Source organism: Hymenobacter sp. YIM 151858-1 (genome assembly GCF_025979705.1).
Lineage (GTDB): Bacteria > Bacteroidota > Bacteroidia > Cytophagales > Hymenobacteraceae > Solirubrum.
Genome location: NZ_CP110136.1, coordinates 1572728 through 1592704, shown reverse-complemented (window position 1 = coordinate 1592704; position 19977 = coordinate 1572728). Strand labels below are relative to the sequence as shown.

Sequence of the window (19977 nt, the reverse complement as noted above, 5' to 3'; positions counted from 1 at the left end):
CGGGGCCGCAGGTTCAATACCTGCGGCCCCGCCCGGCCATAGCTCAGAAAGGAGGGAGGCTTAGTGCATGATGAGGGCGGTAGTACCCAGTTGGGTAGGCTGAATCAACGCTAGCGGGCTTTGCTCCGATGGCAGGCTAAGCGGCTCGAGCTGCACTTTGCCCAGGTTGACGCGTGGCTGCAAAGCATTTACATTCAGCATGGTGTGCGGCTCCTCGTAGCCCAAAATAGTGGTGCGGAGCTTGTACTGGCCGAAGGGCAAGTTCCGGAAGCGGAAGCTGCCATCGGGGGCGGTGGTGGCCGTAGCTACGTAGGCGTTGTCGCGGGCCCGGAGCAGCACCACGTGGGCTCGCGGAATGCTTTCCTTGGTGGCCGCATCGAGCACGGTGCCCGTTATCTGACCTGTTCGGGAAGTAACGGCGGCGGTGGCGTAGAGGGCCAGCATGAGGGCGAGGGCCGAAAGAAGGGAACGGAAGGCTGCAGTCGTTTTCATGGTAGTGGTTGGTCGAAGTTGTGATGCTGGAGGGGCGGTGGCCCGAAGCAGCCGCGGTACTGCTCGTGGCCGGTGCCCGAAGGATGCGAAGCGAGAGCGGTTGGCAGGGCTGCCGGGGGCGGTTGGCGCGGTGGCTTTCAGTTGCTTACCGGGCGCCTAGGTTGCTCTGAGCTAACGTTACAAAGGTAGCCTGGCGTGGAGGCGCGTATCAATCGCACGATGATGTGATGCAATTGAAAATGTGCGTTTTAAGCGCGCAAGAGCGGTTTTTGCTGTATCTTTTTTCTGGGTATTTTTCACCTAGGGGCCAGCTCGGCAGCGGGCCCACATTATTGGGTGAGGCGCCGTTGCGCTAAGCCGGTAAACAGCGGGGCTGCCTCCCTACGGAAGCAGCCCCGTTGCACGTCGTTTCAGCAGGAGAGAAGCGGGCGTGGGGCTGCTTAGCCACCGAAGCCGCCACCGCCGCCTTGCGGCTGGTTTTCAATCTTTTTGGGCGGCTTGTTTTTGCCCATGTACCACGAGAAGCCGAGGTAGCCCACGCGCGACTCCCACTTGTTGTACATGGTGGCGCGGTAATCGGTAGTCGGCGTTTGGGCAAAGGCCTCCACGCGGTTGCGCTGCGTGTCGAAGATGTCGGACACGCGCAGGGTAAGCGCGGCTTTATCGTTGAAGAGGCGTTGGCGCAAGGCAATATCCACCGAGCCTACGGGCGCTACCCGGCCTTGCGCCGTGAGTACGGCCGCGCGGTAGTTGCCGGTGAGCTGCACATCGAGCTTGGGCGTGGGGCTGAAGGAGTTCATCAGGCGGGCCGTGCCCGACACCGTGCGGCGGCTCGATTCGTTGCCCGTGGCGGCCGTTACGTTCGTCTGAAACAACGAGCCGTTGGCCGTTACGCGCCACCACTTCGCCAGCGGCTGGTTCCAGGACATTTCGGCGCCGTAGCTGTAGGCCTGGCCAAAGTTGTCGGCGTACTGGCCCGTAATAACCGCACCGTTGCCGTAGAGGCGCGTAGCCAGCGTATCAATTTTGGTGAGGCGCTGAATGGCGTTGTTCGTTTGGCGGTAGAACAGCGTCGAGCTTAGGCTGGCCTGGCCCAGCGTAATCTGGTGGCCCAGCTCCAGGGCATTGATGTACTCGGGGCGCAGGCTGGGGTCTCCGATGCGGTAGCTGCGCTGATCCTGGTAGAGCGGGAAAGCCAACAGCTGCATAAAGTTGGGCCGGTTCAGGCGGCGCGAGTAGCTTAACTGCACGCGCTGGTCGGCAGTAGGCAAGGTGCGCACCACCGTTGCCGACGGAAACAGGTTGAGGTACTCCAGCTTGAAGGGGCCTTGGCCGTTTTTCACGGCGCCGCTGGTGTTGGTGTACTCGGCGCGCAGGCCGCCCTGCACGTTCCATTTGCCTACTTCGGTTTGGTAGGTGGCGTAGGCGGCTTGGGTGTACTCGGTAAAGGTGTAGGCGTACGAGCGGTCGGCTACGCGCTTGGCCTCTTCGCCTTCGGCGTCCTGGCGCATGAAGTCGTAGGTGCCGTCGTTGGTTTGCCACTGGCCCTTCAGGCCTAGGTCGAGGCGGGTTTTTTCACCTAGGGGGTGCGCATAGTCGGCCTGCCCAGCCACACCGTGCAGGTTCACACCGATGTCCTGCTTCCACTCGCGCAGGTCGTCGGTAACTTGGCCTTCGGTGTTGCGCTGGCCCACTACCACGTTGGCCATCAGGTAGGTGTAGCCTAGGTTAGCCGTCAGCTCGCGGCCCTTGTGCTGCTCCCAGGTGCGGCGGTAATCGGCGGAGGCTTCGTGGTTGTCTACGTTTTCGCGCACACCTAGGGTGCTGGCAATGCGGCGCGAGCCGGCGGCATCGGTAAGGGTGGCTACTTGCCAGCCGGTGTTGCGGCTGCGGTTCAGGTTCGGCTCAAAGGCAACGGTCAGGCTTTGGTTGGCGGGCAGGTTCAGATCGAAGCCCAGGCGGCCGTTGTAGGTTTTGTTTTGGCGCAGGTTGCCGCCCTGCTGCGCGGTGCGCAGCGCGTAGCCCTCCACGGTGGTGTACTGGTCCATCCACATCGTCGAGCGGAAGTCCATATCGCGCACATCGGCCGAGGCAAACAGGTTCAGCTTGCCAGCGCGGCGGTTCAGGCTTAGGCTGCCGTTGTATTTGTCGCGGGTGCCGATGGTGGCCGTAGCCTGGCCGTTCCAGCCGTCTTTCTTCTGCTTTTTGAGAATGATATTGATGACGCCACCCGCGCCAGCCGCATCGTAGCGGGCCGAGGGGTTGGTTACTACCTCCACCTTCTCGATGCTGCTGGCCGGGATTTGCTCCAGCCGGTTGCCCACGCCGCCGTTAGCCGCGCCGGTGGGCTTACCGTCGATAAGGATGGTGATGTTGGAGCTGCCGCGCATGCTCACGGTGCCATCGGGTGATACGGCCACCGAAGGCACGTTTTGCAGCACGTTTACGGCCGTGCCACCTACGCTCGTCAGGTCTTTCTCTACGTTGATGACCTTTTTATCCAGGTTATCCTGCACAGCGGCGCGCTCACCCGTTACCGTCACGCCCTTCAGCTGTTGCGTGGTGGGCTGCAGCGTCACCGTGCCCAGCTCCACATCCCCGCCGTTGGTACCCACCGTAACCGTGCGGCGCAGCGGCTGATACCCCAAAACCGTGGCCCGCAGGGCGTAGGTGCCGGGCGCTACTTTATCGAGCTTGAAGCGGCCGGTTTCGGAGGTAGCCGTGCCGGTTACCAGTGTCGAGTCTTGAGCACGAAGCAGTACCACGTTGGCGAAGGGCAGTGGCTGGTTGTTGGCCTTGTCGAGCAAAGTGCCGGCTACCGAGCCAGGAGCTTGTTGGGCCTGAGCGGCCATCGACGTGCAAACCACTACCGGAAGAGCGCACCACAGGGCTTTGGATGAGTATAGTGCAAACATGAGCTTGAATGGTGAGGTGAGGGGCAGCGCGACGGCCGCTTATCTGTTTGTGTATTAGCATGTACCTTGTTAAGCAAGGTACATGGCGGAAAAAAATGCGGATCGGATCCGCGAATAGGTTAGCAAAGGGGGCAGCCAGGTGGCCCTTCGGCCGGGGAGCAAGGCGGTTTTTCCAATGCTTGCTCCCCGGTTGGGCTAAATAGCGTGCCTAAGCACGAATAGGTAATTGAAGCGCGAAAGGAGGGAAGGAGACGCATACGAGGCAGGTAGCAGGTGATTAATCCTGAGCTACCAGCGTCATTTTCGGCGGCGTGGAGTTGGCAGCTACTGCCTTCAGCGGGATGAGGCCGTAGCTGCCTAGGTCCACTACATCGCGGCCGGCAGCAATGATTACTTCTTCGTGAAGAGGCTCGTAACCAGCAACTTCTACGTGCAGCATGTAGCGGCCAAAGGCGGCGCGGTCAAGGCGAAATTCGCCGTTGTCAGCCGTTACGGCACCGGCAATCAGCTGTTCGTTGTCTTGGCGCATCAAGGCTACGGTGGCCTGGTTTAGCGGGCGGCCAGTGTACTGGTCGATGAGCGTACCGCTGAAGGAGCCGGTGATTTGCACGCCGGTGTGGGTGCTGGGTGCTTCCGAGAAGTTGGCGGCAGCGGGTTGCGAAATGGATGCAGCGAGGAGGCCAGCACCCATCAGGGCGCGGTTGAACATTGAAAGTAACATGACTTGAGAGAGAAAAAGGTTACACGAACGGGGGTGCCGTCGGGCAGCCAGTGGCCGCGGTTCCACTCTGTGCTGTCCGTCCGACCAACGATGGCAGACGCAAGACTATCGGTTGATCTTCAAGGAAGTATCGGTAGTTGATAGTCGCCAAATACCGTGTGCGGGTTGCAGCCCGTTGGTGGGCGGCTGGCAGTCCGGTCGGTTACCGTGCCCCGCATGCGGCTTACTCTTTCAACGTTTCAAAGGTAATAATAGGTACTTTGTAACGCAAGGTACTTGCTATATTTTTTTATTGTTAATCTTCAATTCGCCTTCTGCTATGCTTGTGGGGCGTTTTCAGAAGGGTAGATGGAAAGTCGGAGAGAGGCGTTGCCTAGGTAATAAAGTTTTTTCCTAGGTGCTGGGCCAACTAAGTTGCTGCCAGCAGCATGCGGATTACCAGTACAGCCTAGTTGTAGGCCAGCCGGAGTTCGGTAAGTACCAACAGCCGCAACAAATTGGCTGATGGGTAAGCCGAACGAGAGCGGGTAGAACGACGGCCGCGGTCCGCCGTCCTTTTCACTCACCATTCAAACCAAAGACTACGAACAATTTCGTAGGATGCATCTGGCGGTAAAATTTTTTTCGATGCCTGAATGCGAAGGTGGAAACTCCGACCTAGGGCAATGGTTACAGCGGCCCCTGATTTTTTCATTAACGCTGCAGCCCCCCCTAATTATATGCTACATCATATATAAATGTGCAGGGCGCACCCCACTCTTTCGCCGAGGCCACCTAGGGCAAAAAAAACCGCCAACCCGGTACGGGTTGGCGGTTGTGTTTGTAACCGAACGGGCTGCGGTTTACTTGGTGCCGGGGGCAACTACCTGCCCGTTCCGGAACGTCTTCTTTTCCGATACAGCTTTGCCATCGGGGCCAAAGTAGCTCCATACGCCCGTTTCGCGGTTGTTGCGGAACTGGCCCTGCACCTCCAGGGTGCCGTCTTCGCGCAGCTGCCGGTACGGGCCCGATTTCAGCCCCGCTTTCCAGGCAGTTTCGCTGCGTAGCTTGCCCGATTGGTAGTATTCCTGTTCGGTGCCCACGGCTTTGCCGCCCTCGTAGTTTAGCTTGCGCTGCACCTGGCCCGAGGCGAAATAGGTGGTTTGCTCGCCCACCAAACGGCCGTTGAGGTAGGTTTCCTTGCGCTGCACCTGCTTGCTGTTGGGGAAAAAGGTGCGCCACGTGCCGTTGCGCTGGGTGTTCTTGTACTCCTGTTCTTCTTTCACGCCGCCTTCCTCGAAGAACACGGTCACTTTGCGGTCTTTGGCCGCGTTGGAGTACACCACTTCCTGCTCGGGCTTGCCCGAGGGGTAGAAGTAGCGCGACAGGCCCGTCAGCAAACCGGCTTTGTAGTTCTGCGTGCTTTTCAGCTTGCCGTCTTCGTAGTAGGTTTTTACGGCGCCTTCGAGGTTGGCCGTACCGGGGGCCAGCTGCTGGGCACGCTTGGTAAGGTCGTCGCCGAGCTGGTTGGTTACCTGGCGGGTAGCGGCGGTGGCAGGCACGTAGTTGCCCTCGGTGCGTAGCTTGCCCGTGGGGTAGTACGTGCGCATGGTGCCGCGGCCGGTGTTATCCATGGTCACCTCGGTTTCGAGTTGGCCGTTGCTGTACCACGTTTTGTAGCCGCCGGCCAGCAGGCCGTTGCGGTAAGCGCCTTCGCTCTGCAGCTGGCCATTGGGAAAATAGGTGCGCACCACGCCGTTGGGCTGCCCGTCTTTGTAGGTCATTTCAACCTGGGGCTTGCCCGAGGCATATACCTGGCGCACCACGCCGGAGGGTTGGCCCCGGTCGAGTGTGGTTTCAAGTTTCAGCTCGCCCGAAGGGTGGTACATCTTGATGTTACCCGTGGGCTGATCGTCGACGTAGGAGCCCTCCTGCGCTACTTTGCCCGTGGGGTAAAACGTACGGAAAGGCCCTTGCCGTTGGCCTTCCCTGAAGGTTACTTCCAGGCGGCGCTGCCCGCTCTCAAAAAACTCGACGTAGGCGCTATCGAGCTTGCCGCCGCGGTAGCTGGTTTGCACCTCCAGCTTGCCCGTGCGGTAAAAGCGTTTGTAGGGGCCTTCCAACACGGTATCGGCACCAACCAGGGCGCGGTATACCTCGCGCTTTTTGGTGTGGGTGGTATCGTAGTACGTGGTGAAGACGCGGGGGCGCTGCGCCCAGGCCGGAGCCGCCAGCAGCAGGAGGGAGCCCGCCAGCAGTAGTTTGTTCATGCCGTCAAATATGCGCTTTCGAATTAATAGCGCTGGTGCAGGAAAAATTGTGCCGAAGCTGAAGATGCGCTGTCGGGTAGTGGGCTCAACAATGCATTTGGCGTAAAGGTGCTGCAAACCTGCTTCTTACAACTCAGCCCCGGAGCACCTAGGGCACAACACAGCCCTAGGTAAAAAAACAGGTGCCGCGGCCCATGGGCCGCGGCACCTGTTTGGTTGTTCGCAAATACAGCGGCCTGGCAGGCCAGCAAAGGCGGCCAAATCCGGCGGGTTTGCGCTTACAGCTTCTCGAACACGAGGCTGCTGGCGCCACCGCCACCGTTGCAGATGCCGGTTACACCAATCTTGCCGCCTTCGTTGTTCATCACGTTCAGCAGGGTGGTTACGATGCGCGCACCCGAAGCCCCCAGCGGGTGGCCCAGCGACACGGCACCGCCGTACACGTTCACTTTCGAGCCTTCGAGGTTCAGCAGCTTGTTGTTGGCCAACGATACCACCGAGAAAGCCTCGTTGATTTCGTAGAAATCCACCTGCTCGGGCGTTACGCCAGCGTACTTCAGGGCCTTCGGAATAGCCAGCGAGGGCGAGGTGGTGAACCACTCCGGCGCCTGCTCGGCATCGGCAAAGCCCAGTACCCGCGCCATCGGCTTCAGACCTAGGGCTTCGGCCTTCTCCTTGCTCATCAGCAGCACGGCGGCGGCGCCGTCGTTGAGGGTAGAGGCGTTGGCCGCCGTTACGGTGCCGCCCTCTTTGATAAAGGCCGGCTTCAGGCCCGGTACTTTGGCGAAGTCGACTTTGGTGTACTCCTCGTCGTCTTCCACCACCACGGTTTTGCCGCGCTGCTCAATCGTTACGGGAATAATTTCGTCTTTCTTCTTGCCGGCTTTGGCCGCGTTAGCGCTGCGGGTGTAGCTCTCAATGGCAAAGGCATCCTGCTCTTCGCGGGTGATGCCCATTTCCTTGGCCGTGTTTTCGGCCGCGTTGCCCATGGCGTAGTTGTGGTACGGGTCCCACAGGCCGTCTTTCATCAGGCCGTCGATCATCTGACCGTGGCCGTATTTCGCGCCAAAACGGGCTTTGTCGAGGTAGTACGGCACGTTCGACATGCTTTCCATGCCGCCGGCCAGCACCACATCGGCGTGGCCCAGCATAATGGCTTGGGCGGCCATCATAATAGCTTTTGAGCCCGAGGCACACACTTTGTTTACGGTGGTGCACTCTACCTCGTAGCCGAGGCCGGCTTTAAGGGCGGCCTGGCGGGCCGGAGCCTGGCCCAGGTTGGCCGAAATCACGTTGCCCATGATTACTTGCTGCACCTCTTTGGGCTCAACGCCGGCTTTCTCGAGGGCGCCTTTCAGGGCAATGCCGCCAAGCTCGGTAGCTGAAAGCGAGGCCAGGCTGCCACCAAACGAGCCGATGGGCGTGCGCACCGCCGAAATGATATAGACTTCTTTAGTCTGCATGAATGTAAAAAGGGTGGGGTTGTAGTAGAAAGTAGGGCTGAGGCTGCCGGAGGCAGCGACAAGCCAAAAGTAGTAGGAATTTTCGGGTGCCTGGCTGCACTGCGCACCCAAGCCCCTAGGGCTACCAGGCGGGCTTGCGCGGATCGGGGCGCTGCGTACCCTTGTGCGGTATTTGCTGCAAATACTGCTGCTCGGCGGCTTGCAAAGCATCGAGCAGCTGCCGGGCCTGGGCTTCGTTGAGGTTCAGCGGAGCGAGGCGCTGGCGCGTAATCACGCGGTTGTCGTTGGGGTTGGCCGCTTCGCCACTGGCAGCACCGTTTCGGTTGCCCGCATCGGTGCCTTCGGCGCTGGTATCCAGTCCGCGCGTATTGCCTGGACTGTTGCCCTGTGCCGTTTCGCGGTTGGTGTTGCCGCCCAGGTTGCCGGCTTTGCTGCCTTGCCCGGTTCCCTGGTTGCCGCTGGCCGGGGCCGGCTGCGGCGGTGCCTGGCCGGGCTGCGTTTCGCCCGATTGCTGATCGGAGCCGCCTGGCTGGGGTTGGCGTTCGGCAGGTGGGGGTGGAGGCGGGGGAAGTTGCGGGTCGTTGCGGCGGCCGTGGTAGAGGCGGAGCAACTCGTAGTTGTAGCGTGCAGCCGTGTTGCGCGGGTTATCAAGCAGGGCTTGCCGAAGCAAAGTTGTTGCCTGGGGGTAATTCCCTTCGGTGGCAGCCAGTACGGCCAGCTGCTGGCGTGCCACGCTACGCACTTCCAGCGAAGCGCTCTGCAACAGGCCGCCGTAGGCCTGGCGGGCTTCGGTAGTGCGCCCGAGCCGGGCGTAGGCATGCCCTAGGTTTAGCAGTACCGATTCGTCGTGGGCACCTAGGGCGCGGGCACGGGCGTAAGCGGCGGCGGCGGCGGCGTAGTCGCGCCGGGCGTAGGCACCGGCACCCAGGCGCAAGGCCTGGTTGGCATCGTGAACGCGCTGCAAAGCGCCCCACCAGCCGCCGGCCAGCAACAGCAGTACGAGTAGCAAACCGCGCATCAGGGCTTCACAACGGTTACGGAAATCACCACATCGAGCGCCAGCAACAACAGCGCCGCCGCCAACGGGTACACAAAGCGGTTGTCGGCTACGGTTACGGTGCGCACCTGCTGCGTTTGGCCTTCTAGGCGCGAAATAGTCCGCAGCAGCAGCGGAAATTCGTTGCGGCGGTCGGTTAGCTCTACGTAAACCCCGCCGGTAGCTTCGGAAAGGCGGCGCAGCATGGCCGGTTGGAGGCGAGTAAGGGCCGGTTTGCCTTGGGCATCGCGCACGTAGCCGCCCGCCCTAGGTATGCGGCCGCCGGCCGTTGTGCCCACCCCAACGGTGTAGAGGCGCATGCCGCTGCGTACCACTTCGCGCAGCACGCCTTCCACGTTTTCGCTGTAGTCTTCGCCGTCGCTCACCAGTACCAAGGCAGTTGCCCTAGGTGCGCCGGCGCTGTCGGGCTTAATGGCCGAGGTGGCCATGCGCGTAAGCGCCAGCTGCAGCGGCTCGGCCAGCTCGGTGCTTCCTCGGGGCACAAGGCGCGTGTCGAGGGTGTTGAGCAGCAGCAGCAAGGCTTCCTGATCGTAGGTGAGGGGGCAGTGCACAAACGCTTCGGAGCTGAACACGATCAGCCCGATGCGGTCGGCCGGAAAGCGCTGCACCAGCTCCGTTAGCTCGGCCTTGGCTTTCTGCAGCCGCGAAGGGGCCACATCGGTAGCATCCATCGAGCGCGACAAATCGACGAGCAGCCACACATCTTTGCCGGCGGTGCGCACGGCCCGCTGCGTAAGCCCGTAAGCAGGACCCAGTAAGGCCACCAGCAGCAGCCCGAAGGCCAGCATCCGGGGAAAAGCTTTCCAGGCCAGGCGCCACCCCGACATACCTAGCGGCCGCGAAAGACGCACCGTGCGCCACACGTAACCAACATAAAGCACCAGCACCCCAGCGGTCAGCAAGGCTTCCCAAATAGTCCAGGAATACAGCCACGTAAGCATGCGAATGAAGCCGGTTGGGGCGGTGGTAGAGGTCAAAGATAATGGCCCTGCTGAGCTGAAACGTAGATTTTTTTTCGCTCAACAATTGTTTTCCGAATGCTGCTTGTATATTTGCGGCACCTAAGGGCAAGCGGCCAGTAGGTTATCAGCCTCAAATACGGAGAGGTGGGTGAGTGGCTTAAACCAGTAGTTTGCTAAACTGCCGTAGACCTAAAGTTTACCGGGGGTTCGAATCCCCCCCTCTCCGCCACGGGCTTCCCGTAATTCGGGAAGCCCGATTTTTTATAGCGTGGCAACATTTGCTGCCGCACTCGGGGTGTAGCGTAGCCCGGTATCGCGCCTGCTTTGGGAGCAGGAGGCCGCAGGTTCGAATCCTGCCACCCCGACAACTTTCGGAAGCCGTCTGCCCGCCTTGTGGGGTGGGCGGCTTTCGATGCTTAAAGCCAGCTACTTGCGTCGTGATAAGTACGCGGCTGAAGTAGCGACTTAAGCTTCTGATTCTCGTAAAGCCAAACATAAGCTCCCGTAGCTCAGCTGGATAGAGCATCTGCCTTCTAAGCAGACGGTCGCACGTTCGAATCGTGCCGGGGGTACCACTTACCATCAGCCACTTAGCCGCCGGGCCAGGTGGCTGATTTGTGTTTGGTGCTGAGGAGATTGGCTATCTGAAAGCTGTGCAGTAATCTGCTCAACGGAATGGCGGCTGATGCGTATCTATTAGCCTAACGCCACTCCACTATGAAAACACTGTACCTTACCGCATTAGCAGCACTGCTCTTTGTCGCCTACAGCCGTGGTTCCGAACAGGAAGCCGCACCAGGGCCCGCTACCTCCAGTAACTCCGTTGCTGTTAGCCGCGCCTGAACGGGCCGGCCTCCATGGCAACTGACAGACTGAAGCACCGCCCAAGTAGAGCACCCCGCGCCGCTTCGCAGTAGCACTGCGAAGCGGCGCGGGGTGTATTGTTATTCAAGGCGCGACAGGTACTGCAAAGGCAACAAGGAGTTGCCCCTACGCCCGGTGGTGCGTATGCAACCCTAGCGGGTTGCCCTAGGTGGAAATTGAAGCTGCGGCAGCGGGGCACCAAGAGCATTGCGCTTGCTTCTGGGTTTCCGGCGTTGAGCGTAGGTACGCAGTAAGTTGTTTACTACTGGTGCCGGATCGAGTATTCGGTTTTGTAAGAAAGCGGGGTGCCAGCCGCTGCCGCCACACCCGCCATGTAGTAAATGGCGGGCATGTTGCTGGTTACTACCCCATCGATGGAATACGAGCCCGTTACCCGGTAGCCCAAGCCGGCGCCCTGCGGCGGGGCGGTTTTTACTGTTACCTCACCGATAAGCACCGGCATGGGTGCGCCTTCGTAGGTATCGATAGCGGGCAGGTTGAAGTAACGCATGTACGGCTTGAGGGCCGTAGGAGGCAAAATCAGCTCGGCCGGTTTTAGCTCGAAGCCGCCGGCCGGCAGTGGTACCACCCGCCGCACGCTCACCGATACGAGCGGGTCTTCGGAGGGCAGCTGGCTGGCGTCGCCCTCGCTCATTACCAGCGCCGAGAGCAGTACCGTGTGGCTTTTGGGTACGGGGGCGGGCGCTGGTTTGGGCTTCGGAGCGGGCTCGGGCAGCGTGATGGTGCAGGCTGTGAAAGCCAGGGAAGTAAGCAGCAGTAGGTGTTTTTGCATGGGGGCGGAAATCACCTCAACAATACAAAAACAACCGCTTAAGTTATAGTGCAAGCGGCGGGCCCGTGGGGGCTTGCTTCCGAAGCAAATACAGGCTTCAGCAACGGTTATTCGCCGCCTATTGCGGCCTGCGCGCGCGGGGTAGTAAGCGTGGCGCCCATGCTGGCAACCACGATAAATGCAACGGCCAGCCATTGCACCAGCGTAAGCTGCTCGCGCAGAAACAGCCAGCCCGAAAGCGCCGCTGCCACGGGCTCCAGGCTCATCAGGATGCTGAAGGTGCGCGTGGGCATGGCCTTAAGTGCCTGCATTTCAAGCGAAAAAGGCAACACCGACGAGAACACCGCCAGCAACGAGGCCAGCACCAGCAGCGGCACCGTAAGCAGCTGCAACTGGCCACCGGCAATGCCAAACGGCAGCACCTGCAGCAAGGCGAACAGCATGCCAACGCTCACGGCCACCGGGCCCGGCAGTAGCGCGGCAGTGCGTCGGCCAAGCACGATGTACACGGCCCAACAGGCGCCCGCACCGAGGGCAAAAGCCAATCCCAGCACATCGATGCCGTGGCTGCTCCAGGGCGTGATGAGCGCGATGCCGCTGCCGGCCAGCGCCACCCACACCACATCGAACCAGCGGCGCGAGCCAGCCAGCGCCAACGTGAGGGGCCCAACAAACTCCAGCGTTACGGCCAAGCCCAGCGGCACCCGTTCGAGCGCGCAGTAAAATAGAAAGTTCATCAGCCCCAGGGCCAGGCCGTAGGGCGCCACGGCCTGCCATTGCGCTTTGCTGAGCTGCCGCAACCCGGGGCGCACAAGCAGTAACAACAGCAGGGCCGAAACCCCGATGCGCATGCTGGTGGTGCCCGCTGCCCCAAGCACCGGAAACAGCCCTTTGGCAATGGCCGCACCGCCTTGCACGCTTACAATGGCCAGCAATACGGCCACCACCGGGGGCAGCGAAACACGATTCGTACGGGGCATAAATTGGGGGGCAACTACAACTTCGCAAAGTAAGCAGCTGCCGCAATGGCCCGCAGGCCCTGGCCGGGGCTATTGCCCGGCATGCTAAGTTGGTGGCTACGGGTTGCTGGTCTTTCAACCCAAGCCCAGAGAATGAACCTAGGGCCAGGGGGCCTAGGTGCCGAGGCGGTTGAGGGGGAGCAGGGCAGCAAGCGACGGGGCAGCCTGGCCGAGGCTAAACCAAATGCCGGGAGGCAACGGGCACCTGGCGGCGCAGCCAGCCGAGGGCGGTGGCCTCGTCGGCGAAGGTGGCGAACTGGGGCGCCTCGGGCACCGGGGGCCACTTCAGTGCCTTCATGCAGGCCAGGGCCTCGGGGTCGGTGGGGGGCAGCACGGCGGCGTAGCGGTAGTTGCCCTGCACCACGGAGCGCGGCAGCCAGTCTTCGGCAATCCAGCTTTCTTCGGCGGGCGACAGGGTTGCCATGTTTCGCTGATCGACAAGCACTTTGCCCGTGCCCTGGCGCCGGCAGGCCTGCAGTAGCACGTTCATCACCAGCCGAAAGTCGTCGAAGTTGCGCGGGCCGCTCAGCCAGGTGAGGCGCAGGCAGTTATTGCAGTCGTTGATCAGCTCGGCAGCGGCATTGGCAACAATCAGATCGGCAACAGCAGGGGCTTCCATGTCCGAAAGTATAAATTATTAATTGCTAAATAGAATTTCGACTATTCTTGGTCGGGCGTACGGCCGCGCAGCGCGGCAGATTCGTAGAAGACACCACTCAAATTCTGCCGACGCATGAAGCGCCCGATGAGCATAGCTGGCCGCAAGCACGCCGCGGCAATTACTGCGCCGGCACCGCCAAAAAGCGCACTGGAGCAGCCGGCCTACGCCGAAGGCTTTGCCGAGTGGCTGGCTTATGTGTTTGCGCAACGCGCCAGCACCGCTGTGCAGGCAACGCTGGACTACTATTTCCCTGATGCCGACCTTATCGACTGTGCCTACGTGCTGGAGGTGCTGCACAGCATCGAGCAAACGCGCTACTGCGAGCGGGGCGTTGGCTGCGGAAGCGAGTTCGTGTTCTGGGGTACCCAATACGCGGCCCCAAGCATGGCCCAAGCGCGTGCGTGGGTAGCGGCCCGGCAGGCTCAGCTCGGCCGCGGGCAACCCTAGGTCGCAGCCGCGGCGGCAGCAGGGGCAGTCAGGCTACTTGCAAGTCGTCTTCGCGGTAACAATCCCAGTACCCGTCGTTCAGGCGGTACACGTTTACGCGGTGCACCAGGCCGGTGGCCGGGTGGCGCTCCTTCACTTGCCCGCGCCAGATAATGCGGTGCGCCCGTTTGTTGTAAGCTGCCTGAACGGCCTGCCCTAGGTTGAAAGCAAAAATGGTGGCCGGGGGGTAGTAAAACGTGGGGCTGGCGGTTGGGCCTTCGTCGGGGTCCGGAGCGCTTTCGGGCTGCGTGCTGAAGCAGGGCGTTTCGTGCCAGCCCAGCGGTTCGGCGCACAGCGGGCAAAGCGAGGCATCAACAGCATCGGCGGGCAGTGCTGCCTCCGGCGTTCGTTGCAGAGTATGGGTTGCCTCCGCGCCGCTGCCGGCCGCTTGGCCGGCTTCCGGACCTAGGGCAAATTCCTCCACAAGCACGCCCGACTCCCGGACTTTGGAAACGTTAGCCATTGCAGATTAGCTAAAAATTTGGGCTAATTTACCGGCTGCTAACGTATTTGGCAAAACTGGGTTTGCCTCAGGCCCGAATGCCAGGCCAGGTGGTCGCTTGCTCAATTGGCTTTTGGTCGGTGATGGGAAGCAGTTTGATTTGCCGGGGCTTTTCGGGAGTTATTTGCCCGGGCAAACTTGTTAGGCCACCAAGGCCTGGCCAAAATGGTTGTATTCCAAGTTTTAGTTGGGTATATTTTCAGGCCGCACCCATCCGTATTTCAGACTATTTATCCAATTCGGCATCGCGCTTATGAATATTATCCAGCGCAATAACGTGCATGTGCTTGGGAAAGGAGAGCAAACCCTGCTGTTTGTGAATGGCTTTGGCTGCGACCAAACCATGTGGCGCTACCTGCTGCCCGCGTTTTCCCAATCCTACAAAATGGTGCTGTACGATCATGTAGGAGCCGGTTTATCGGCCAGCGAAGCCTACATGCCCGAGAAATACAACAGCCTGCAGAGCTACGCCGACGATCTGTTGGAAATTTGTGAGCAGCTGCAACTCGAGCAGCCGGTGCTGGTGGGGCATTCGGTAGGGGCTATGATCGGAGCCCTGGCCGCCATTGCCCGCCCCGAGCAGTTCAGGCACGCCATTATGATTGGGGCTTCGCCTTGCTACATGAACGTGAACGGGTACCACGGCGGTTTTGAGCGCGCCGATCTGGAGGCCATGCTGCAGTTTATGGAGCGCGACTACGTAAGCTGGGCCGACACCTTTGGCCCGTTCATTATGGGCGCCCCCGACCGGCCCTCGTTGGCTGCCGAGCTTACGCACAGCCTTTGCCAAACCAACCCGGCCATTGCCCGTCAATTCGCGCGCGTCACTTTTCTCTCCGACAACCGCCAGGACGTAGCCCAGATACCCATTCCGTGCTTGCTGCTGCAGTGCGAACAGGATTTGATTGCTCCGCCCGAAGTAGGGGATTTTCTACAGGCCAATATTCCGGCTTCGCGGCTCATAACCTTGCCCGTTGCGGGCCACTGCCCTCAACTTAGTGCCCCGTCGGAAACCGCCGAAGCGATGGAGCTGTACCTGGCCGCCTAAGTGCTGTAAGGCGGGGCGCTGGCCGGGGAGGCTATGGCCTGCTGCGCATCTGGCCCAAACTTTGTACCCCGCACCGGTACATCATTTCCGCAACCTCATGAAACCCACTCTGCTGCTTGCCCTTGGCATATCGTTCGCTTCGGGGCCTGCCGTGCTCGCGCAAGGGCGCGGCCACGATAAAGACAAGAAAGAGTACAAGGGCGACAAGGACAAAGAGTATAAATACAAAGAGAAGGAAGCCAAAGACCGGTACAAGGACGATGACAAGCGCCGCCACGAAGGGCGCGACAACGACCGGTACGATACCCGCAGGGGCTCGGTAGGTGGCATTTTGGGCCGGGTGATTTTTCCGCCTGCCGGCAGTGCAGGGCCGCGGCGCCTCGAGGGCGTACCGCGCGGGCACTACCCGCCCCCTGGCCAATGCCGCGTTTGGTACCCCAACCGCCCGCCCGGCCATCAGCCACCGCCTACCGATTGCCGCAGCCTGGTTGGCCGACGTCTGGAGCCCGGTGCCTTTATTTTGCACGGCGACCAAGCCTACGACGCCGAGTACGACTGGCGCGAGGAGGAACGCCGCCGCCCAGGTACTGTGGTGCAGGATATTCTGGAAATTCTCTTCCCCCGAGGTTAGCTTACCTAAGCCCCGAACAGCAACGGCCGCCCGCTACATAGTAGCGGGCGGCCGTTGCTGTTCGGGGAGGTGCTAGTGCACAATAATCAATCATCCCAGCCTTTCCGGCCCTTCCATTTTTCTTTCCGTTTTTTGCCGCCTTCGCGCTCGTGTTCTTCGCGGCGTTTGGCTTCCTCGCGCAGCCATTCCTCCTGCTTTTTGCGCCTTTCGCGCGCTTTCTCAGCGTGCTTTTTATCGTACTCGCCGTCCTCGTAGCCGTGCTCGTCGTCTCCACCCAGGAAGTCTTCCAGCACGGCCCGAACCTGTTCGGCGGCTGGGTAAGCGGTGTATGCCTGGCGACGCTTGCTTGGCGAGGCCAGGGCCAGGCCACCGGCAGCAGGCACCACGCCCACCGCGTTGCCCTTGAGGTCGCAGCCCTGGCCTTCGCGTAACTCGGTGCGCTGGCCACGGGCATCTACCACAAAGCCATCCTTGGTGATAACCGAGCCGTTGGGCAAAGCCACGTCGTGCTGCATCGGGCGCAACTGGCCGTTGCGCAGCACGTGCATTTGCCCGTTGCGCCGCTGAAAGCCATCGTTGTTGGGGCGCTGGCCAACGGCTGTGCCCGCTGTAAGCACCATCAGGCCAATACTGAGCAGCAAATGTTTGCCCATAATCGGGGGAGAAGGAAAAGGTGTAGCCTTAAAAGCAGCAAATAAAACGCCAGCTTCGGCATTTAGGGCAGCTTTGGCGATACGCGGAAGGCTGACTTTGCGTGGTGGAGCGGAAGGGCCAGCCAAAATTTGTTAGTGCAGCGGGCGCTTTTTCACCATGCCGCCGCGCGTATCGCGCACGCTGTGCATCACCACAAAAGCCTGGCGGTCAATCTTGTCGATGGCATCCATGAGCTGCGTTACTTCCAGGCGCGTTACCACCGTGAAAACAATGTCGATGCTTTGGCTTTGGTGGCCGTGCGAGCCGTAGCCGCGCTTGCCGGCGTATACCGTGGCGCCGCGCCCCAGCTGCTCGGTTACCATGATGCGGATGGCCTCGCTGCGCGCCGAAATAATCGTAACGCCGGTGTACTCTTCGATGCCCTCGATGATGAAGTCGACGGTTTTGGCCGCCGAGAGGTAGGCCAGAATGGAGTACAGCGCCGTTTCGACGGAGAGCAACAAGGCCGCCGCCCCGAAGATGATCAGGTTGATGCACAGGATGATGTCGCCAACGCTGAGGGGCGTTTTCTTGCTTAGGTACACGGCCAGCACCTCGGTGCCATCGAGCACGGCGCCGCCCCGCACGGCCAGGCCGATGCCGGCACCCAGGAAGAAACCGCCAAACACGGCAATCAGCAGCTTATCCTGCGTGGGCGTCGGGAAACTAACCAGCAGCAGCACCACGGCCAGCCCCAGAATGGTAACCAGGGTTTTGACGGCGAAGCCCCGGCCCAGCTGGTAGTAGCCCATCACGATGAAGGGCACGTTGATGACCACGATCAGCACCGAAAGCGAAACGCCGGAAAGCTGATTAACCAGCAGCGAAATGCCCGTTACGCCGCCGTCGATGAAGTCGTTGGGCAACAAAAAGCCCTTCAGGCCGAAGGCAGCCGAAAACACGCCGGTTACCAGCATAAGTAATTGAACGAGCTGGCGCCGAAACCACGGCCGCGAGAGTAAATAACCCCACCGGATAGGGGGCGAAACCGCCGGGGCAGGCCGTTGTTGGCGCTGCCGCCGGAGGCGTTCAAGCAAGAGTTGCTGAATGAGCATAAGCTAGGAAGGATGCCCGCACGCCTGCCCGCAGTGCATTGCCACGCCGCTACCTAGGGCACATGCGCGGGTAGCAGCGGCCAATGCAACGCGAGCGGCCGCGGGATGAAACCAATTGGGCAAAGCCAGGCCCCCTGCGCACGGCGCAGGCCTGGTGTAGCGAAACCGGAAATCCTACCTAGGGAGCATTGGGGTAGATGGACGCCCGCAGCAGCCGCAACCGAAAAAAAGCCGGTACGGCTGCGGTGCTCAGCTGCACCTCGGGCGATACCACCACCCACCGCTTGCCAACCAGCAACGAAAGTGATGACAGCGTAGGCAACCACGGCAGCTTGCGCTCGGGCAGGGGCAGCGTAAGCCGCTGCACGCCGTGCGCCTGGTCGGAGCGTAGGTAATCGTGTTGCTGCAGGGCCTGGCGGCTGTGCGGCCGGCCCTGCTGTTGGCGCAGCACGTGGTTGCCGGAGCGCGTACCGGTCGGTTCGGCCAAATTGCCCGCGGGCGACGCACCCATGAACATGGCAACAAGCCACGTGCAGCTGAGGGCGAATATGGCAGAACGAAACAGGCTCACAGACTTCAAATCAACTGAAAATTTTGCCGGATGCGCGCTGCTGCTCCATTCGGGCCTTGGGCTGGCAACCACCTAGGGCCTAACAAGCGGGGCTGCTTGTAAGTATCTCGGAAGCCTGGATAAGCTGCCAAATCCTGTTTTATATAAGTTATGAAATATAATTATGCGTACTTTCATTTTCCGCGTCGGTAGTTGGCTTTGCTTGTGCCTGCCCGTTTGCCCCGCCGCCGGACTCACCACCATCCACGTACTCGTTGCCATGAAACAACTCCTACTCTCGCTGGCCGGCGCCATGCTGGCTTGCACCGCCGCGCTGGGCCAGGGCAGCACCCCGTTCTGGATTGCGCAAAACTTCGGCGCCAACGCCGTGCCGGCCAACCACATTGTGGAGCAGGTTACGGCCGTAAACGCCTCTACCGTGTGGGTACTGCTCAGCGAAAATGCGGAAGACGCCCTCGTGAACCGCTACGCCCGCTCGACCGACGGCGGCAACACCTGGACGGGCGGCCAGCTCACCGGCCTGCCGGCGGGGCTGAGCGTGGCCAACATCAGCGCCGTGGATGCCAACACGGCCTGGGTAGCGGCCTTCGCGGCCACCGAAACCGCCACGGCACCCGGCATCTACAAAACCACCAACGGCGGCCAAAGCTGGACGCGGCAGGCCACCGCCACCTTCAGCGGCGACGATGCCTACCCGAACGTGGTACACTTCTTCGACGCCAACCAGGGCGTGGCATTCGGCGACCCGAACCCCGGCGGCGCCGGCGCGCAGTTCGAGATATACACCACCGCCAACGGCGGCACCACCTGGACGCGCGTGAGCAACGCGCCCACCTCGGCCAGTGCCACCGAATACGGCATGACGGGCTCGTACTTTGTGCTGGGCAATACCATTTGGCTGAGCACCCTGGGCTCCAACAACGCCGGCGCCCGCCTGCTCAAATCGACTGACCGAGGCGCCACCTGGGCCGCCTACAACACGCCCATTACCGGCGCTATTCTCAACATTGCGTTTACCGATGCCCAGCGCGGCCTCCTGAACACAGGCTTTTCGTTGGCCAGCACCACCGATGGCGGGGCCACCAGCAGCACCCTCAACTACACGGGGCCGCTACGGGTGTTTGGGCTCGATGCCGTGCCCGGGCTGCCCAATACCTACATCAGCGTGGGCCAGAACGTGCGGCAGGCCAGCAGCATCAACGATTTCGGCAGCTCCATTTCGCGCGACGGCGGCCAAACCTGGACGAACATGGACATCGGCAAGTACCAGTTCGAAATCGACATGCTGAGCCCTTCCATCGGCTACACCGGGGGCTTTACCGGCGAGGCGGGCAGCGCCAGCACCGGCGGCATGTTCAAGCTCAACTCGGTAATCTCGTCTACGCGGGTAAGTGTGGCTACCGATGCGGCCGTTAAGGCTTTCCCCAACCCCAGCGCCAGCGGCCTGTTTCAGCTGAGCCTGGGCGAGCCCAACCTGCGCGTGCGCCGCCTGCAAGTAGCCGATGCCCTAGGTCGGGAGGTGTACAGCGCCACCCTGCAGCCAACGGCAGCCACCTCGCAGGAGGTGCTCATCGACCTGAGCCAGCACAAAGCCGGCCTCTACAACCTGCAGGTCGAAACCAACAAGGGGACGCTGGTGCGCAAGCTGGTAATTCGGTAGCCAAAGCAGCCGCAACCGCGGCACCGGCCCTAGGTTCGGCGGTGGCTTTCAGGGCTGTACGGCCTGGCTTTTTGAGGGCGCTGTTGGTTGCCACAGCAAGGGCCGTTTCGGGTAATCCGGAGCGGCCTTTATTTT

The 19977-nt window shown here is 61.2% G+C and carries 18 protein-coding genes and 3 tRNA genes; 7 read left to right on the top strand and 14 right to left on the bottom strand.

Annotation, left to right across the window (positions count from 1 at the left end; translation table 11 throughout):
- Nucleotides 1–60: 60 nt before the first annotated feature.
- From OIS50_RS07090 to OIS50_RS07060, 7 genes are all read right to left on the bottom strand, one after another.
- Nucleotides 61–492 (bottom strand): carboxypeptidase-like regulatory domain-containing protein, encoded by a 432-nt coding sequence (locus OIS50_RS07090; RefSeq protein WP_264693617.1) that lies wholly within the window; start codon nt 490–492, stop codon nt 61–63.
- Nucleotides 493–932: 440 nt separating this feature from the next.
- Nucleotides 933–3407, bottom strand: coding sequence for a TonB-dependent receptor (locus OIS50_RS07085; protein ID WP_264693616.1), 2475 nt, complete (start codon nt 3405–3407; stop codon nt 933–935).
- Between the two features lie 277 nt (nt 3408–3684).
- Nucleotides 3685–4128 carry a carboxypeptidase-like regulatory domain-containing protein gene (locus OIS50_RS07080; protein WP_264693615.1) on the bottom strand — a complete coding sequence of 148 codons (444 nt, stop codon included), beginning with the start codon at nt 4126–4128 and terminating at the stop codon, nt 3685–3687.
- An 842-nt stretch (nt 4129–4970) separates the two neighbouring features.
- Nucleotides 4971–6377, bottom strand: a complete 1407-nt coding sequence (locus tag OIS50_RS07075) for a toxin-antitoxin system YwqK family antitoxin (protein WP_264693614.1) — start codon at nt 6375–6377, stop codon at nt 4971–4973.
- Between the two features lie 278 nt (nt 6378–6655).
- Nucleotides 6656–7840, bottom strand: coding sequence for an acetyl-CoA C-acyltransferase (locus OIS50_RS07070; protein WP_264693613.1), 1185 nt, complete (start codon nt 7838–7840; stop codon nt 6656–6658).
- A 121-nt stretch (nt 7841–7961) separates the two neighbouring features.
- Nucleotides 7962–8858: a tetratricopeptide repeat protein gene (locus OIS50_RS07065; RefSeq protein WP_264693612.1), complete on the bottom strand. Its 897-nt coding sequence runs from the start codon at nt 8856–8858 to the stop codon at nt 7962–7964.
- Nucleotides 8858–9838: a vWA domain-containing protein gene (locus OIS50_RS07060; protein WP_264693611.1), complete on the bottom strand. Its 981-nt coding sequence runs from the start codon at nt 9836–9838 to the stop codon at nt 8858–8860. Before OIS50_RS07060 ends, OIS50_RS07065 begins: the two co-directional genes overlap by 1 nt.
- Nucleotides 9839–9997: 159 nt before the next feature.
- Here OIS50_RS07060 and OIS50_RS07055 point away from each other — a divergent pair.
- The 3 genes from OIS50_RS07055 (at nt 9998) to OIS50_RS07045 (ending at nt 10434) form a co-directional block, all read left to right on the top strand.
- Nucleotides 9998–10088, top strand: a tRNA-Ser gene (locus tag OIS50_RS07055).
- 62 nt (nt 10089–10150) lie between these two features.
- A tRNA-Pro gene (locus tag OIS50_RS07050) sits at nt 10151–10224 on the top strand.
- Nucleotides 10225–10357: 133 nt separating this feature from the next.
- Nucleotides 10358–10434: transfer RNA gene (locus OIS50_RS07045), tRNA-Arg, on the top strand.
- 551 nt (nt 10435–10985) lie between these two features.
- On the opposite strand, the gene OIS50_RS07040 is transcribed toward OIS50_RS07045, so the two are convergent.
- From OIS50_RS07040 to OIS50_RS07030, 3 genes are all read right to left on the bottom strand, one after another.
- A complete protein-coding gene (locus OIS50_RS07040; protein ID WP_264693610.1) occupies nt 10986–11516 on the bottom strand; it encodes a hypothetical protein in 531 nt (176 codons plus the stop codon).
- Between the two features lie 107 nt (nt 11517–11623).
- Nucleotides 11624–12496 (bottom strand): EamA family transporter, encoded by an 873-nt coding sequence (locus tag OIS50_RS07035; protein WP_264693609.1) that lies wholly within the window; start codon nt 12494–12496, stop codon nt 11624–11626.
- Nucleotides 12497–12710: 214 nt separating this feature from the next.
- Nucleotides 12711–13154, bottom strand: a complete 444-nt coding sequence (locus OIS50_RS07030) for a hypothetical protein (RefSeq protein WP_264693608.1) — start codon at nt 13152–13154, stop codon at nt 12711–12713.
- 114 nt (nt 13155–13268) lie between these two features.
- Here OIS50_RS07030 and OIS50_RS07025 point away from each other — a divergent pair, with 114 nt between their 5' ends.
- On the top strand, nt 13269–13643 hold the full coding sequence (locus OIS50_RS07025) for a hypothetical protein (protein ID WP_264693607.1): 375 nt from the start codon (nt 13269–13271) through the stop codon (nt 13641–13643).
- A gap of 28 nt (nt 13644–13671) precedes the next feature.
- Here OIS50_RS07025 and OIS50_RS07020 read toward each other — a convergent pair whose 3' ends face one another.
- Complete coding sequence (locus tag OIS50_RS07020) at nt 13672–14145, bottom strand: hypothetical protein (protein ID WP_264693606.1); 474 nt, start codon at nt 14143–14145, stop codon at nt 13672–13674.
- Nucleotides 14146–14437: 292 nt separating this feature from the next.
- Between OIS50_RS07020 and OIS50_RS07015 the strand changes: the two genes are divergently transcribed.
- On the top strand, nt 14438–15232 hold the full coding sequence (locus tag OIS50_RS07015) for an alpha/beta fold hydrolase (RefSeq protein ID WP_264693605.1): 795 nt from the start codon (nt 14438–14440) through the stop codon (nt 15230–15232).
- Nucleotides 15233–15329: 97 nt separating this feature from the next.
- The gene (locus tag OIS50_RS07010; protein WP_264693604.1) at nt 15330–15863 is read left to right on the top strand and encodes a hypothetical protein; all 534 of its coding nucleotides are present in this window, start codon (nt 15330–15332) and stop codon (nt 15861–15863) included.
- Nucleotides 15864–15949: 86 nt separating this feature from the next.
- Here the strand turns inward: OIS50_RS07010 and OIS50_RS07005 are convergent, their stop codons facing one another.
- From OIS50_RS07005 to OIS50_RS06995, 3 genes are all read right to left on the bottom strand, one after another.
- Nucleotides 15950–16516: a DUF6799 domain-containing protein gene (locus OIS50_RS07005; RefSeq protein ID WP_264693603.1), complete on the bottom strand. Its 567-nt coding sequence runs from the start codon at nt 16514–16516 to the stop codon at nt 15950–15952.
- A 132-nt stretch (nt 16517–16648) separates the two neighbouring features.
- Entirely contained in the window at nt 16649–17473 is an 825-nt protein-coding gene (locus OIS50_RS07000; protein ID WP_264693602.1) for a YitT family protein, read from the bottom strand.
- 316 nt (nt 17474–17789) lie between these two features.
- Nucleotides 17790–18182, bottom strand: coding sequence for a hypothetical protein (locus OIS50_RS06995; protein WP_264693601.1), 393 nt, complete (start codon nt 18180–18182; stop codon nt 17790–17792).
- 259 nt (nt 18183–18441) lie between these two features.
- On the opposite strand from OIS50_RS06995, the gene OIS50_RS06990 reads away from it, so the two are divergent.
- Complete coding sequence (locus tag OIS50_RS06990; RefSeq protein ID WP_264693600.1) at nt 18442–19842, top strand: T9SS type A sorting domain-containing protein; 1401 nt, start codon at nt 18442–18444, stop codon at nt 19840–19842.
- Nucleotides 19843–19977 lie beyond the last annotated feature (135 nt).